Below are 15158 nucleotides of genomic sequence, written 5' to 3' on the forward strand. Positions count from 1 at the left end.
CCGCAGCGGACGTATCACAGACAGAGCTAAAAAAACTGCTGAAAAAGCTCTTCCTTCGTGCTACACCACTTCTAGTATCTTCCCCCATGGCTGCCATCACCCAAAATAACGCGCTTCGAGAATTCTGGTATCGTCTCAGCAAATCGCAGTTTTTCGTCGCCTCTTTGCTGTTTCACCTGCTGCTGGTGATCTTCTTCGGAGGCAAGGCTATTTTCGACAACATCAAGGACGAACCCGACATGATCGCGAGCGAGGCCGGGCAATTTGTCTCGTCCGATCCGAATCCAGCCCCGCCCGCACCGCCTGCGCAACCACAGCAGACGAAGCCACAATTCAATGTGACTCCCACGCAAACAGCAGCGGCTCCCGCTGGTTTGACGGCGATCACTACCGCTACCTCGGCGGCCACGAGTTTTTCCATGCCGACCACGATGACGATGGCCCCGTCCCGCTCAAACACGATCACCTCTATCGAGACTGTCGCCCCCAGCATGCCCTCGCCTGCGAATGCGTCTGCCTTGAGCAAGGAAGCCAAGGCCGCGATTGCATCCTTTACCGGCGGCTGGTCCCAAGGTGCCAGCGGTGGAGGCGGCGGATCGTTGAAGAACCGGAAATTCAAATTCACCGCTTACGTTGCGAAATACAGCGGCGGCGACTGGGCCTCGACCGTCTGGAGAGACGGCACCAGAATTTACGGCGGCAGCCTTCCCAATCTGCTCTACGTCATGAAAACACAGTCGCAGGACAAGATCGACGCCACGCCCGACCCCGAGGCCATCGATCTCGCCAGCGATAAGATTTTCACCGTCAAACCGCCTTTCATCTTCTTTACCGGCCATCGCGATTTCGTGCTCACGGACAAGGAAGTGGAGAATCTCCAGCGCTACATACGCCTCGGAGGGTGCGTGTGGGGCGATAGTTCCCTGCCTGGGCAGCGTTCTCGTTTCGACATCGCCTTTCGCCGCGAAATGAAGCGTGTCATCCCCGATCTGGATAAGCAATTCGAGCCGCTGCCGAGGGATCACGATATTTTTACGAAGGGCTATTACAAGGAAATCATCTCGGTTCCGCCAGGCATCAACGGCTATCAGGAGCCGGTTTATGCCTTGAAATACAATGGCGAGATCGCCGTGCTTTACACCGCTAACGACTATGGCGACATGTGGCAAATCGGAATGGATTCTCGCTGGCAGGTCGATACCCGGCGCGATAAAGGCTACCGCTACGTAGCCTTGAATATCACCCTCTGGAATCATCGCGGCGACTATTTTCGGGGCATGGAGCCCGACAAACTGGCAAACTCTTTCCGCTTCGGTACCAATGTCGTCATCCATTTGCTGACTCGCTGGGAGAGCAAGGTCCGCAGCATCGGCACTTTGTAGAACTACGCGGTCAGTAACCCGGAAATTCTTTCTGGCCGCCCTGTCTGCCTAACCGCAGCCAAGTCCGATCGCGGAAGGGATGTTTGATCTCTCCCTGATGAACCCGTTGCGTATGCGAGATTGGAATCGGACTCAGCTCGCCATCTCCAGATCGGCGGGCATGTCGCTGTTGCGGAACTGAATGTTGTAGAGGCGGCGATAGATGGTGGATTCGGTGAGCAATTCCTCGTGGCTACCGACTTCGGCGATGCGTCCGTCTTTCATGACGATAATTTTGTCGGCTTTCAAAATCGTGGAAAGCCGGTGCGCGATAGCGATAACGGTGCGGCCCGAGGCGAGCAATTCGAGCGCGGACTGAATGGCCAGCTCGGACTCGGAATCGAGCGCGGACGTGGCCTCGTCGAGGAGGAGAATCGGGGCGTTTTTCAGCAGGGCGCGGGCGATGGCGAGGCGTTGCTGCTGGCCACCGGAAATCATGCAGCCTTTGTCGCCGATGACGGTCTGGTAGCCATTGGGCTGCTCGATGATGAACTCATCCGCGTGCGCCAGTTTCGCCGCCTGAATGACTTCCTCGTCCGTGGCCTCGAAGCGTCCGTAGCGGATGTTGTTAGCGATGGTGTCGTGGAAGAGAAATGTCTCCTGCGTGACGACGCCGATTTGCTCGCGCAACGACGTCTGCGTGATGTCGCGAATGTCGCGGCCGTCGAGTTGAATGAAACCCGAGTTCGGCTCGTAAAAGCGAAGGATCAGAGCCATCATCGTGCTCTTCCCCGCGCCGCTCTCGCCGACCAAGGCGTAGTATTTCCCCGCCTCGAAATCAAACTGGATATCGACCACAGCATTACGGTCCTTGCGATAGGCAAACGTAATATCATTAAAACTCAAATGACCCTTGGCATGGCTGATGGCGACTGCATTAGGCCGATCAAGAACGAGAGGTTTGGAGTCGAGAATGTCGAAGATTTTCGCCGTTGCGCCAAAGGTGCGCTGCATCGTGACGTGGATGCGGCTGAGCTTTTTCATCGGATCGTAGAGCAGGAAAAGCCCCATCAGCATCGAGATGAAGGTCGCCACTGAAATGCCGGAATACCAAACGTAAAAAATCGTTACGCCTGCACCAATAGCCGAGACAGACTCGACCATCGGGCCAACCGCTTCGACTGTTTGGCGGATTCTGAAGGATTGATGAAATTGCTCGAGATTACTTTCGGCGAATTTTTCGATTTGATGTCGTTCACGAGCGAGCGACTTGATCACCCGGATGCCGGCAAACGACTCTTGCAGGATCACCATCATGCCCGATGCGCTGTCCTCCTCGGTGCCACCACCCTTTCGCACCCGCCGACCGTAATGCAACACCGGCAACAGACAAAGCGGGAACAAACACAAGCTGATGAGTGTGAATTTCCAGTCGATGAAGACCAGCACAGACACGGCCATGAGGATGGCGATAGGCTGCGTCACGAGGTCGCTGCTGATCGTCGAGAGCGCCATCTGCGCCATGCGCGGATCGTTGTAAACACGCGAAATGAGATCGCCACTTTTGTTTTTGTGAAAGAAATCCAGCGATTGTTTCATGACGTGTTTGTAAACGTCGTCGCGCAAATCCGAGAGAACGCGAAGACTGACCCACGCCATAAAATACGAGGAGAAATACGAGAGCAGACCCCGCAGAATCATAATGAAGGGGATGGCGGCGCAAAGAGTCAGGGCCGAATCAATCTTCGGGCCGGTAGTGTCCTTAACCTTGAGTTTTTCGTATTTGTTGACCATGGCCGTGCGGGCCTTTTCATAGAGCGTGCTTCCTTTCGGAAGTTTATCTTTCGGTGGCGCAATAGTGGCCGACGCAACCATTTCAGATTTTTGCCCCTTACCGCCCGGCACGATTGTCATCACTTCGCGCATGACCAAGGGCAGGAGGCCATTGACCACACCAAACGCCGCGCCGAGGAGCAAACCGAGTATGAAGCGTCCGCGATAAGGCCGCAGATAAGGCAGAAGCTGGCGAACGGGTTTCGCGCTGGAGCGGAGGGTCTGGGCAAAAGTGGGCTTCGGTTTCTTGGCCTTCGGTTTCTTGAGGTCGGACATGCTATTTTTAGGGAATTGGCAGGAGGAGATTTATCGCATGAATCACTTCCTGCGTCGATAAGGCATTGAGGTCCCCCGGAGTCGAATGGGAGTCGAATATCGTGAGCGGATTCGGCTTTCCGCCCTGCAATACGATGGACTTCGCATGGCGCGCCCGCCAGTGAAACGGGTTGGTCGAACCGAAAAGCGTGATCTGCGGCGTCTGCGCAGCGGCGGCGAGATGACTCGGGCCCGAGTCGATGCCGATGAAAAGCTGGGCATCTGCGATTAGCGCCGCAGATTCGAGCAGGCTCAATTTCCCGGACATATCGATGAAACTCGACTCAGTTTTTTCGCGAATCTCGCGGATCGCCTGCTGCTCCATTTCCGAGCGGCCACCAATCAAAACACAAGGGAGTTTCATTTCATTCTGGCAATAATCGATCACCGCCGCCCATCTCTCGGGTTGCCAGTATTTCTCCGCCCGCGCAGCTCCGGCGTGAATAACGATGTAACTTGAATCCAGGACATGACTCCGGGCGGAATCGGGCAGATCGAGATGCAACTCCGCTGGAGCCGGAGCGACATCGACGCCAGCGAGGAGGTCCAGATAATGATCGACCGTATGCTGGTCGCGCACCGGCGAGTCGATGAATCGCGTATAAGAACGGGAGCGAAAAGCGTTTTTCTCCGCCCATTGGAATGCAACTCGCCTCGTCGCCTGCGTCAGCAACGTGAGCAAGGCCGAGCGATCTGTCCCCGTGAAATCGAGCGCGGCATCGTGCCGGGCGAAGATCAGCGCACTGAAAGTCCGCAGGTTGAGCGCGTTCTTTTTGTAAACCAGCACCTCGTCCACGCAGCGAATTGCGGGGGCGAGTCCAGCGGTGTCGCCGTCGATGACGAGTGAAATACGCGCTGCCGGATAGGCTTTTCGGAGTGCCTCCAAAGCAGGAAGCGTGAGGATCAAATCCCCGATCCGCTTGAGCTGAATGGCGACGATGGATTTCATCCGTGGACGCGCTGCCAGGCCACGCGATGGGCTTCCAGAAGCCGCTGGCGGAAGTGGCGCCAGGTGAAATTCTCCAAAATGCGCTCGCGCCCGGCGGCTCCCATGCGGGCGACGAGATCGGGGTCGGCAGCCAGTTTTCCCATCGCGGCGACGAGCGCATCGACGTTGTTTGGAGGAATGATGAGGCCATTCAAGCCGTCGATCACGACATCGCCCGACTCGCGCGTGGTGATTTGCGCCAGCCCGCAGGCGGCGGCTTCGTAGGTGACTTTGGCGCTGCCCTCGCATTCGGACGGGAAGACGTGGATGTGCGCCGAGCGGTAGCTTTCTTCCACGCTGCCGGCGAATCCTGCGAGCCGCACGGAGTCCGTTTTGAACTGCTGGAGATAGGGTTCGATCTCGGCATGGAGCGAGCCGACGAGGACGAGTTCGGCGTTCGGCAGCGCGAGTTTTTTCCAAGCTTCCAGCAAAACGTGGACGCCTTTCCGCTGGATCAGTGCGCCGACAAAGAGGAAGCGCAGCTTTTCCGGACGCTGCTCGGGCGGCGCGAATCGCACCGGATCGACCCCGCGCGAGAAGCGAAAAAGTTTCTCCTCCGGCACGCCCTGGACCAGAAACGTCTCGGCGGCTTTTTCGGATAAAACGAGGATCAGGTCGGCCAATTCGTATTCCTCCATGACGTGTTGGCGGGTGATGAGTAACTGATTCAACCAGCTTTGCGGCCAGGCGGCCCGGTCGCGTTCGCGCTCGGATTTGGTAATGGCGGGTTTGATTTTTCCCTTGTTGCGATGCCAGGTCGGAATCTCCAATAACGATGGCACTCCCCTCCCCTTCGCCACGCGCAACGTCCGCAATGCGTCGCCCGACCAGCCGTGAAACGCATCAAACTCCCCTCGTGCCAGCGTCCGGCTCGCCACCCAGTCGGCGTAATGTTTCTTCGCGCCATAGTAATAGTCGCGCCGCAGACCCGAGAGCAATTTCACTGGCGCGCCGCGCATCGTCTGGATTTTGTCGGCCGGCACACGCATCTGGCGGTTTTCGTAAGCGAGCGCCTTCCCGAGCACGCCAGCCTCATACAAACCGGCGACACTTTCCAGCGCCACGGTGTCCAGACCGACCCCGCCCAGCCGCGCGCTCGTGGCGTAAAAAACGTTTTTTGGCTGAAAATCGGGCATCTACCTGTTTTTGGGCTGGTCGGAGCCCGCGCATTTTCTAAGGTCAAACGTGACCCTAAGCAAGCCCCGCTCCATTTTGCCATGCGCATAGGACTCGTCCGTCGCGGCTATTCACCGGCGGGCGGAGCGGAAAGTTACCTGCGCGGCTTCGCCCAGGCGGCGCTCGCGGCGGGACACGAGACGGTCTTTTTTTGCTCGCCCGAGTGGCAGGATTGGGCGTTTGGAGAAATGATTCGAGTCGCGGGGAAATCGCCGCGCGCCTTCTCCGATCAACTCGCCGCGCTGCGTCCGAAGGAAAAATGCGACGTGCTTTTCAGCCTGGAACGCGTCTCGCAATGCGACTTTTACCGCGCCGGCGATGGCGTGCACGCGGCCTGGCTGAAGCGCCGGGCGGAGTTTGAGTCGCCTCTGCGCCGACTCACGTTTGCGTTCAATCCAAAGCATCGCGCACTTCTGCGACTGGAAAAAGAAAGCATCACCGGCGCTCGTTGTGTGATCGCAAACTCCGAAATGGTCCGCCGCGAAATCGCCGAAAACTACGGGAGTTCCATTCGAGTGGAAGTCGTCCGCAACGGCATCGATCCGCTGAAATGGGCCGTGCCGTCGGAGTGTCGGGAAGCGTTGCGGAAACGATTCGAGTTGCAGCCGAATGATCGCGTCGCCGTCTTCGTCGGCTCGGGCTGGGAACGCAAAGGCCTGCGTTTCGCCATCGCTGCGGCGCGTGAAGCGGGCTGCATTCTATTAGTGAGCGGAAAAGGACACGCGGAAAGTTTCCACGCGCCGCAAGTCCGTTTTCTCGGGCCTACCGATCAAGTTGCCGACGTGCTGCACGCAGCGGACGCGTTCATTTTGCCGACGATTTATGATCCGTTTTCCAATGCGACTTTGGAAGCATTGGCCGCCGGATTGCCAATCATCACGACCACCGCGAACGGCGTTTCCGAAATCCTCGATCCAGAGTCGGATGGAACTGCCGTCACGTCTCCCGGCGACGTTTCCGCCTTGGCCGCCGCCTTAAAACGCTGGCTGCCAGATCAAAACACAGCGATCCGCCAGTCGCATGGAAGTCGCTTCACCCTCGAACGCAACTTCGCCGAAACGCTACGCATCATCGAATCATGATACGTTAATTCGTTGTTTGAAATCGCGATGAAATCGTCCATATTTCCGCCATGCATCCACTCGCCCACCTTCTCCAAGAACGTGTCGTCATCATCGATGGCGCGATGGGGACGACCATTCAGCAATACGGGCTGACCGAGGAGCAATTTCGCGGCGAGCGGTTTAAGAATTGGGTTGGCAAGGACCAACATGGGAAGGAAATTCGCTTCGTCAAAGGCAACAACGAGCTGCTCAACCTCACCCAGCCGCAGATCATTGAGGAGATTCACCGGCGTTATTTCGAGGCCGGAGCGGACATCGCGGAGACGAATACCTTTAACGGGCAGTTCATTTCGCTGGCCGATTATGGAATGGAATCGCTGGCTTACGAACTGGCGTTTGCCGGTGCCCAATGCGCCCGCCGCGCCGCCGATGCTGTGATGGCCGCGCAACCCGGTCGCCTGTGTTTTGTGGCAGGCGCGCTCGGGCCGACGACGAAGACGAGTTCCATTTCGACGGACGTGAACGACGCCTCGGCGCGCGGCACGAATTGGGATGAACTCGTGGCCGCGTATGGCGAGCAGACTCGCGCGCTACTCGATGGCGGCGTGGACATCCTGCTGGTGGAAACGATTTTCGACACGTTGAACGCCAAGGCGGCGTTTTTTGCGATCCAGCAGATCTTGGATGAGCGAGGGCTAAGTCCGGTTCCGTTTGGAACCACGAAGCACGCGGAAAATGCGATCCCGCTGATGGCGTCGGTGACCTTCATCCAAAAAGGCGGCACGCGTGGGGTCACGGGGCAGACGGTCGAGGCGTTTTGGAACTCGATTTCCCACGTGCCGCTGCTGAGCGTCGGGATGAATTGTGCGCTCGGACCCGAGGAGATGAGGCCGCTGATTGAGGAATTGGCTGCCGTGGCGCCGATTTATGTGAGCGTTTATCCGAATGCCGGCCTGCCGAACCCATTGCTGCCGACGGGCTTTCCCGAGACGCCAGAATCCCTTGCGCCACAACTCGCCGAGTGGGGTCGCACCGGCCTCTATAATATAGTGGGCGGCTGCTGCGGGACGACTCCACCGCATATCGAAAAAATCGCGACTGCGGTGAAGGGCATCGCTCCGAGGCAAATCCCCGGGAGCGCACGCGTCTCGCGTGTTCTTGCCGGCGTCTCGCCGGGAAGCTCTGAAAATGTCTCCGGCGAGACGCCGGAGACTGCACGCGAGACGCGTGCGCTCCCGAGAGAAGAGTCCCCTCGCCCACTTCGTTTGTCCGGCATCGACGCATTGACCATTGATGGCTCGACCAATTTCGTGAACATCGGCGAGCGCGCCAACGTCACGGGTTCCCCGAAGTTTGCCAAACTCATCCTCAACGAGAAATACGAAGACGCCGTCGCGGTGGCGCGTCATCAAGTCGAAAACGGTGCGCAGATTATCGACGTCAACATGGACGAAGGGATGCTCGATGGCGCGGCGGCGATGACGAAGTTTCTCAATTACATCATGACCGAGCCCGAGATCGCGCGCGTGCCGGTGATGGTCGATTCGTCGAAATGGAGCGTGATTGAGGCCGGGTTGAAGTGCATTCAGGGCAAGGGAATCGTTAACTCGATCTCGCTAAAAGAGGGCGAGGAAAAGTTCCTCCAATCAGCTCGTCTGATTCGCCGATACGGGGCGGCGACCGTCGTGATGGCCTTTGACGAACAGGGTCAGGCGGACTCGTTTGCGCGGAAGATCGAAATTTGTGAGCGAAGTTACAGGCTACTCGTGGACAAGGTCGGATTCCCGCCCGAAGACATCATTTTTGACCCAAACATTCTAACGGTCGCGACCGGGCTGGAGGAGCACAACAATTACGCGGTCGATTTCATTGAGACCTGTCGGTGGATCAAGGCGAACCTTCCCCACGCGCGAATCAGCGGCGGCATTTCCAATATTTCGTTCTCGTTTCGCGGCAACAATCCGGTGCGCGAGGCGATGCATTCAGCGTTTCTCTACCACGCGATTCGAGCCGGACTCGACATGGGAATCGTCAACGCCGGGATGCTGGAAGTTTACAGCGACATTCCCGCCGATTTGCTGGAACTCGTCGAGGACGTGATCCTGAATCGCCGCCCCGATGCGACCGAGCGGCTGGTCAATTTTGCCGAAACGGTGAAGGCCAAGGGCAAGGTAGAGGCGGTGGTCAGCGAATGGCGCAACGGCCCCGTCGAGGACCGGCTGAGTCACGCGCTGGTGAAGGGAATCGTGGAATTTATCGACGCCGATGTGGAGGAGGCGCGCGGGAAATACGAGCGTCCGCTGCATATCATTGAAGGTCCGCTCATGGCCGGAATGAGCATCGTCGGCGACCTCTTCGGAGCCGGGAAAATGTTTCTCCCGCAAATAATGAAATCGGCCCGCGTGATGAAAAAAGCCGTGGCGTATTTGCTGCCGTTTATGGAAGCCGAGAAGCGTCCGGGCGATCGCGCCCAAGGAAAAGTGCTCATGGCCACGGTCAAGGGCGATGTCCACGACATTGGCAAAAACATCGTCGGAGTCGTGCTGGCTTGTAACAATTACGAGGTGATCGACATGGGCGTGATGGTGCCCTGCGACCAGATTTTGGCAAAGGCGAAGGAGATCGGGGCGGACATTGTGGGCTTGAGCGGATTGATCACGCCGTCGCTGGACGAGATGATTCATGTCGCGCAAGAGATGCAGCGCCAGGGGTTTACGCAGCCGCTTTTGATCGGTGGCGCGACGACGAGCAAGGCGCACACGGCGGTGAAAATCGCGGCTCATTATCCAGGAAACGTGATCCATGTTTTAGACGCTTCTCGCGCGGTCGGCGTGGTCAGCAGTCTGCTCAACGACCAGCAATCGGCGGCTTACAAAACCAACGTGCTGGCCGAATATCAGACGCTGCGCAGCGAGCACGCGAACAAGAGCAAGGACCGCAAGTCGCTCACTTGGCCGCAGGCAAAACAGAATCGACTGGAACTCGACTGGAAAAATTATGTGCCGCCGAAGCCAGCGTTTCTCGGGCTGCGCGTGCTGAGCACCGACCCGCAGTTTTTGCCGGAAGGAGGACGATGCGATTGTGGCGTGCCGCATCATCACGATGGGCTGATCTCGCTGGAAGACCTCGTGCCGTTCATCGATTGGTCGCCATTTTTCCACACGTGGGAATTGCGCGGGCGTTACCCGGCGATCTTCGACGACCCGGTGGTGGGCGAGGAATGCAAGACGCTTTTCGCCGACGCGCAGAAGCTTCTAAAGCGGATTGTGAAGGAGAAACTTTTCACCGCGCGTGCCGTTTACGGCTTCTGGCCCGCGAACTCGACCGGCGAGGACATCGTGCTCCATACGGATGAAACTCGACTGGAAACTTTGGCGACCTTGCATTGTCTGCGTCAGCAAATGCAGAAGCCGGCAGGTCAGAAAAATCATTCTCTGGCCGATTACGTCGCGCCAAACGGAGTGGACTACATCGGAGGCTTTGGCGTTTCCATTCATGGCGCGGATGAAGTTGCCGACATCTACAAGGCCGAGCTCGACGACTACAACGCGATCATAGTCAAGGCTCTGGCCGATCGTCTGGCGGAGGCGTTTGCCGAATATCTCCACGCGCAAGCGAGACGCGATTGGGGTTTTGGAAAGACGGAGAACCTGACCAGCGAGGATCTCATTCGCGAAAAATACCAAGGCATTCGTCCGGCTCCGGGCTATCCCGCCTGCCCCGATCACACGGAGAAGACGACTTTGTTTGAGTTATTGCAGGCACCTAAAAATGCGGGGGTTATTCTCACCGAAAGCATGGCGATGCACCCCGGCGCCGCAGTGAGCGGACTCTACTTTTCGCATCCGGAGGCCAAGTATTTCGCCGTGGGCAAAATCGAAGACGACCAAGTCGCGGATTACGCCGAGCGCAAAGGGCAAAAAAAAGATTGGGTGGAGCGCTGGCTCTCACCCAATCTTGCTTACGATCCTTGATTTAGTTAGGAAACGCCGAGCGCACTAACGAGATTGCGGTCGATCCGTCCAGTCTGTGCCAGATCGTTATCGCGCTGAAAACGCGTAATCGCACGTCGTGTCGCAGGGCCGATGTCTCCATCAATTTCACCGGAGTAGTAACCCAGCTTGGCCAGTTTTCGCTGCACAGAGATTTCCAGTGAAGAACTGGTGCTCTCAGAGATTTGGCGGCCACGATAGATTGGGCGGTCATCGTCACTGCGATAGGTGCCGATATATTCGGTGTCGTAGTAACCGGTGCCGACTCCGATGGCGACCGAAGTCCGGGGATAGCTGTAATAATATGGAGCGTAGCCGTAGTAGCCGCCGCGATAGTAACCCCCGCCGCCGTAGTAGCGCCGATCACCCCGATGGTAGTCGCGGCGCGATGACTGGGCGCGTTGATAGTCGGCGATGCGCTCATTGCGGATGTTGCGATTGCGGTCGCTGTCATTGGAAACGTGGACGTCAAACCGGTCGGGCCGACGGTGGCTGCTGCCATGTTTGGAGTCTGCGTGTGCCGCTGACGAGAAAAGCGTCAAGAGCGCTCCCGCCAGCAAGAGTTTTGGAAGCAATGGTAGTTTCATATAGGAAGTTAGACCTCCCGTGGCGGATTTCATTCAGAAAAACTGCGCGGCTCTTCCAACCGTTTCACTCCCATCCGACTTAGGGAAAAATGCGCAGTGAGGGGATCGAACCCCCGACCAACTCGGTGTAAACGAGCCGCTCTACCGCTGAGCTAACTGCGCGTCCTGTCCGTTTCAAGAAGGTAGCTTTTGCAACTACTCCCACATCAAACGAAGGCGTCTATTATGCACCGGCCCAACGCTACGGCAAACAGAAAGCTGAACTACTGGATAATAGTTTGGTGCGATGTGGTATTTATTGTTGTCCCCAAGTCGAACTGTAGTTATTAATTGGCTTCTATGGCCAAATCTACATCATCATCCTTCTGGAATCATTCTGTCGAAAAAATCGAGGAAGTTCTCCATCTCCGCAAACAAATCGATCTTCTCCAAGCCAAGCTCAGCAAGCTGGTCGATGGAACTGTGGAAGCAATCACTCCAACAAAAACCAAACGGAGAAAAACAGGCGGTCGGAAGGCGAAGGCTGCCATCGCACCTAAAAGCGAGCCGGTAAAAAAAGCAAAGACCCGCAAAAAAGGCGGCATGACTCCTGAAGCCAAAGCCAAAATCTCCGCAGCGATGAAAGCCCGCTGGGAGGCAAAAAGAAACGCGGCTGCATAATCGGCCTGCGGTCGAGTTAGATAGCATTCAGGAGAAGCTTTATCGCACCTGAATGTGCGCGGTTGATGTAGTCAAACCATGAAGGTCGCCTTCAGTTTCTCCACCAGTTTTGCGTGAGTGAACGGCTTGTCCAGCATGGCTTTGACGCCGAGGCTATGAAACTCCCGGATCGCGTCGTCGTCGAGGCGTCCGCTAGTGACGAGAACGTTTGCCTGCGGAAGTTTCTCGCGCAGCAAACGCACAAAGGCTAGCCCGTCCATCCCCGGCATGTGCAGGTCGGTGATCACTCCGCAAAGTTCCGTCCAGCACTCCGTAATGAGTAGCAGGGCGGCAGTGCCATCGCTCGCGCAGACCACTTTAAATTGGAGCGCGGTCAGCACCGCTCGCAGACATTCACGCACCCCGACATCATCGTCCACGACGAGGATCGTCTGGTTGTTGCCATGGAAGTCGCGGTAGTTGTTTTTCGTTGGAGTTTCGGACGTCTCATCGGCATCGCGTGAGACAGGCAGGTAAACGGCGAAGGTCGTTCCCGTGCCCACGATGGAATAAACCCGCACAAATCCGCCATGGCTCTGGACGATGCCGATGGTCGTTGAAAGGCCGAGACCGGTGCCTTTGTCCGGGCCTTTGGTGCTAAAAAATGGCTCAAAAATTCTGTCCAGCACGTCCGGTGGAATGCCGGTGCCGGTGTCTTGAATGCGCCACACGGTGTAGCTGCCGGGTTTGGCCTCGGGCACGGCTTGCGCGTAGAGCGTATCGACTTCCACGGTTTCAGCACGAATGGTAAGGGTGCCGCCATCGGGCATGGAGTCGCGGGCGTTAACGCAGAGATTGAGCAGAACCTGATGCAACTGAGTCGCGTCGCCAGTGACGGGTTGCAGTTTTTCGGCGAAGTCGGTCTTGAGGACGATGTTTTTTGGAAATGTGGTGCTGACGAATTTTGCGATTTCCTCCAGCAATTGCTCGGGCTGAATGAGCAGACGCTTGCCGTCGATGCCTTTCGCGAATGTGAGCAACTGCTTCACCATGTCGGCTCCGCGTTGTGCGCTAGCTTCGATCGTGTCGATCATGTCGGTCGAATCTGGGTAGCGAGTTTGCATTAATTCACAAACCATCAGGATCGGTGCCAGCGCGTTGTTTAAGTCGTGCGCAACTCCGCCAGCGAGCGTGCCGATGCTTTCCATGCGTTGCGCGCGCAGCATCTGTCCCTCCGTTTCCTTGCGTTCTGTGATGTCGCGACAGAGCCCGCCGATTCGGAGAATGTCGCCGGCGGCATCGCGTATCGGCGTGCCGCTGCTATGCACCCAGCCGATGCTCCCATCGGGCCGGACGACACGAAATTCCGACTCGAATCGTGCGGCGTTTCCTTTCAGGCAGGCGGCAAACGCCTCCCGGGCGCGCGCCTGATCCTCGACGTGAATCGCTGACCACCACACGCTGGCATTCTCGTAAATTTTCTCCGCTGCAACACCCCACAGACGCTCGATCGCCGGGCTGACGTAGAGGATGCGCTCCGGCTCGCGTTGCACAAACCAGAAGCCGTCGCTGCTCTGTTCGGCGAGCTGCCGGAAACGTTCCTCGCTCTCGGCCAAGGCCAGCGCAACCCGCTTTCGCTCAGAGATGTCGGTGTTGATGATGAGAATGGATTTGCCCTGGTCCTTTTCGTCACGCATCAGCGTGCGCCGGCTCTCCACAATGATTTCGCGTCCGTTCTTCGTTCTCTGCTGAAGCTCGCCTGTCCATTCTCCGGTCTCCAACATCCGTCGCTGGCTCGTCTCGTGACTTGGGGAGTTATCACTGGCAAAGAGTTCCCCGGCCCGCTTGCCCAGGGCCTCCTCGGCAGACCAGCCGTAGAGCCGCTCCGCACCCTTGTTCCAATAAACAATCTGCTGATTCATATCCATCACGAGGATTGCGTCGCGCGCGTGCTCGAGGAGCGCCGCCTGTTCACTGATCTTCCTTTCCGCCTCTTTTCGTTCGGTAATGTCCTGAACCTGAATGATAAAATAAAGGGGATACGTTTGATCATCCGGCACCACGGCGGCAGCGAGAGCGATCCAGACGACGCGGCCACTTTTATGCAGGTAGCGTTTTTCTATGTGCAGACCAGAACTTCGAGCGGCTAATCCGTCGTTGAATGCCTTCCAACTCGCCTCCTGGTCGTCGGGGTGCGTGATATCAATGAAACTCCGCTCCAAAAGTTCCGCCTCATTGTAGCCGGTAATCTGGCAAAGCTTCTGGTTGACCTGGAGAAAACGCCCATTTTTACCGACTAGCGACATCCCCAAAGCGGACGAATCAAACGCGCTTCGGAACAACAACTCCCTCTCGTGCAATTCGCTCTCGGCCTGCCGTTTTTGCCGACGCAACTCCGCCTCTTTTAATTCCCGCTCCACTGCGGGCGTCAGGCGCGCGAGCTGGCCTTTGACCATGTAATCCTGCACGCCGTTTTTCATCATCGACACGGCAATGTCCTCACCAATGGTTCCGGAGACGACGATGAACGGCACGTCCAGCGCCGTTTCCCGGAGGACTTCCAACGCTTCCGGGCCGCTGAATTTCGGCATCGAAAAATCGCTGATCACCACGTCCCAGTTTTTTTTCGTCAGCGCCTGGGTCATCGCCTCTCTCGTCTCCACGCGCTGGATTTCCGGCTCGAAACCACCGGCCCGCAACGCACGGCGCACCAGGAGGGCGTCGTCCTCCACATCCTCCACCAGCAACACATTCAGGGGCCGACTCATTGGTGGCCCCGGTTCATGGGTGGAGGTTCGTTGAGCATCAACCAGTAGATTTTTAAGTTACGCATGGCCTCGGTGAATTGAATAAAATCGACCGGCTTGCGAATGTAGCTGTTGCAGCCAAAACGATAGCTGCCCAGCAAATCCTGCTCCTCCTTCGACGTCGTGAGCACGACCACCGGCAGGATTTGCGTGCGCTCGACGCTGCGCAGCTTTTGGAGGACTTCGAGTCCACTCACCTTGGGTAGTTTCAGATCGAGAAGGACCAAGGCCGGCAGCGGAATATTCTCGTCGAGAAGATATTCCAATGCCTCCTGGCCGTCGCGAACAACGATGATTTCATTCACGATGTTGTTGCGTTTGAGGGCGCGGACCGCCAGTTGTTCGTCGTCGGGGTTGTCCTCGACCAGCAGGATGTCTTTCTCATTCATAGGCGTT

At 57.3% G+C, this 15158-nt stretch carries 10 protein-coding genes and 1 tRNA gene; 4 read left to right on the forward strand and 7 right to left on the reverse strand.

Annotated elements, in window-relative coordinates:
* The first annotated feature begins 86 nt into the window (after positions 1–86).
* A complete protein-coding gene (locus ABIT76_04020; GenBank protein ID MEO7932308.1) occupies positions 87–1382 on the forward strand; it encodes a DUF4159 domain-containing protein in 1296 nt (431 codons plus the stop codon).
* 132 nt (positions 1383–1514) lie between these two features.
* Here ABIT76_04020 and ABIT76_04025 read toward each other — a convergent pair whose 3' ends face one another.
* Genes ABIT76_04025 through ABIT76_04035 form a run of 3 tightly spaced genes read right to left on the reverse strand, consistent with a single transcriptional unit; the run spans position 1515 to position 5633 of the window.
* Positions 1515–3470, reverse strand: coding sequence for an ABC transporter ATP-binding protein (locus ABIT76_04025; GenBank protein ID MEO7932309.1), 1956 nt, complete (start codon positions 3468–3470; stop codon positions 1515–1517).
* A 7-nt stretch (positions 3471–3477) separates the two neighbouring features.
* Entirely contained in the window at positions 3478–4458 is a 981-nt protein-coding gene (locus ABIT76_04030) for a glycosyltransferase family 9 protein (protein ID MEO7932310.1), read from the reverse strand.
* The gene (locus ABIT76_04035; GenBank protein MEO7932311.1) at positions 4455–5633 is read right to left on the reverse strand and encodes a glycosyltransferase family 4 protein; all 1179 of its coding nucleotides are present in this window, start codon (positions 5631–5633) and stop codon (positions 4455–4457) included. Before ABIT76_04035 ends, ABIT76_04030 begins: the two co-directional genes overlap by 4 nt.
* 81 nt (positions 5634–5714) lie before the next feature.
* Between ABIT76_04035 and ABIT76_04040 the strand changes: the two genes are divergently transcribed.
* Both ABIT76_04040 and metH read left to right on the forward strand, forming a co-directional pair.
* Entirely contained in the window at positions 5715–6755 is a 1041-nt protein-coding gene (locus tag ABIT76_04040; protein ID MEO7932312.1) for a glycosyltransferase family 4 protein, read from the forward strand.
* Between the two features lie 50 nt (positions 6756–6805).
* Positions 6806–10711, forward strand: coding sequence for a methionine synthase (gene metH, locus ABIT76_04045; GenBank protein MEO7932313.1), 3906 nt, complete (start codon positions 6806–6808; stop codon positions 10709–10711).
* Between the two features lie 5 nt (positions 10712–10716).
* Here metH and ABIT76_04050 read toward each other — a convergent pair whose 3' ends face one another.
* Both ABIT76_04050 and ABIT76_04055 read right to left on the reverse strand, forming a co-directional pair.
* Positions 10717–11316, reverse strand: coding sequence for a peptidoglycan-binding domain-containing protein (locus ABIT76_04050; GenBank protein ID MEO7932314.1), 600 nt, complete (start codon positions 11314–11316; stop codon positions 10717–10719).
* A gap of 90 nt (positions 11317–11406) precedes the next feature.
* Positions 11407–11478, reverse strand: a tRNA-Val gene (locus ABIT76_04055).
* Between the two features lie 177 nt (positions 11479–11655).
* Here ABIT76_04055 and ABIT76_04060 point away from each other — a divergent pair.
* Positions 11656–11976, forward strand: a complete 321-nt coding sequence (locus tag ABIT76_04060) for a hypothetical protein (GenBank protein MEO7932315.1) — start codon at positions 11656–11658, stop codon at positions 11974–11976.
* A 71-nt stretch (positions 11977–12047) separates the two neighbouring features.
* Here ABIT76_04060 and ABIT76_04065 read toward each other — a convergent pair whose 3' ends face one another.
* Both ABIT76_04065 and ABIT76_04070 read right to left on the reverse strand, forming a co-directional pair.
* Positions 12048–14723, reverse strand: a complete 2676-nt coding sequence (locus ABIT76_04065) for a PAS domain S-box protein (protein MEO7932316.1) — start codon at positions 14721–14723, stop codon at positions 12048–12050.
* Positions 14720–15151, reverse strand: coding sequence for a response regulator (locus ABIT76_04070; protein MEO7932317.1), 432 nt, complete (start codon positions 15149–15151; stop codon positions 14720–14722). The genes ABIT76_04065 and ABIT76_04070 overlap by 4 nt, the downstream gene beginning before the upstream one ends.
* Positions 15152–15158 lie beyond the last annotated feature (7 nt).

The organism is Chthoniobacterales bacterium (genome assembly GCA_039930045.1).
Classification (GTDB): Bacteria; Verrucomicrobiota; Verrucomicrobiia; order Chthoniobacterales; family DASVRZ01; genus DASVRZ01.

Excerpts from the sequence above, each read along its gene's own strand:
- ABIT76_04035 (MEO7932311.1), bottom strand. The coding sequence starts at position 5,633 with ATGCCCGATTTTCAGCCAAAAAACGTTTTTTACGCCACGAGCGCGCGG.
- ABIT76_04070 (MEO7932317.1), bottom strand. The coding sequence starts at position 15,151 with ATGAATGAGAAAGACATCCTGCTGGTCGAGGACAACCCCGACGACGAA.
- ABIT76_04040 (MEO7932312.1), top strand. The coding sequence starts at position 5,715 with ATGCGCATAGGACTCGTCCGTCGCGGCTATTCACCGGCGGGCGGAGCG.
- ABIT76_04030 (MEO7932310.1), bottom strand. The coding sequence starts at position 4,458 with ATGAAATCCATCGTCGCCATTCAGCTCAAGCGGATCGGGGATTTGATC.
- ABIT76_04050 (MEO7932314.1), bottom strand. The coding sequence starts at position 11,316 with ATGAAACTACCATTGCTTCCAAAACTCTTGCTGGCGGGAGCGCTCTTG.
- ABIT76_04060 (MEO7932315.1), top strand. The coding sequence starts at position 11,656 with ATGGCCAAATCTACATCATCATCCTTCTGGAATCATTCTGTCGAAAAA.
- metH (MEO7932313.1), top strand. The coding sequence starts at position 6,806 with ATGCATCCACTCGCCCACCTTCTCCAAGAACGTGTCGTCATCATCGAT.
- ABIT76_04025 (MEO7932309.1), bottom strand. The coding sequence starts at position 3,470 with ATGTCCGACCTCAAGAAACCGAAGGCCAAGAAACCGAAGCCCACTTTT.
- ABIT76_04020 (MEO7932308.1), top strand. The coding sequence starts at position 87 with ATGGCTGCCATCACCCAAAATAACGCGCTTCGAGAATTCTGGTATCGT.
- ABIT76_04065 (MEO7932316.1), bottom strand. The coding sequence starts at position 14,723 with ATGAGTCGGCCCCTGAATGTGTTGCTGGTGGAGGATGTGGAGGACGAC.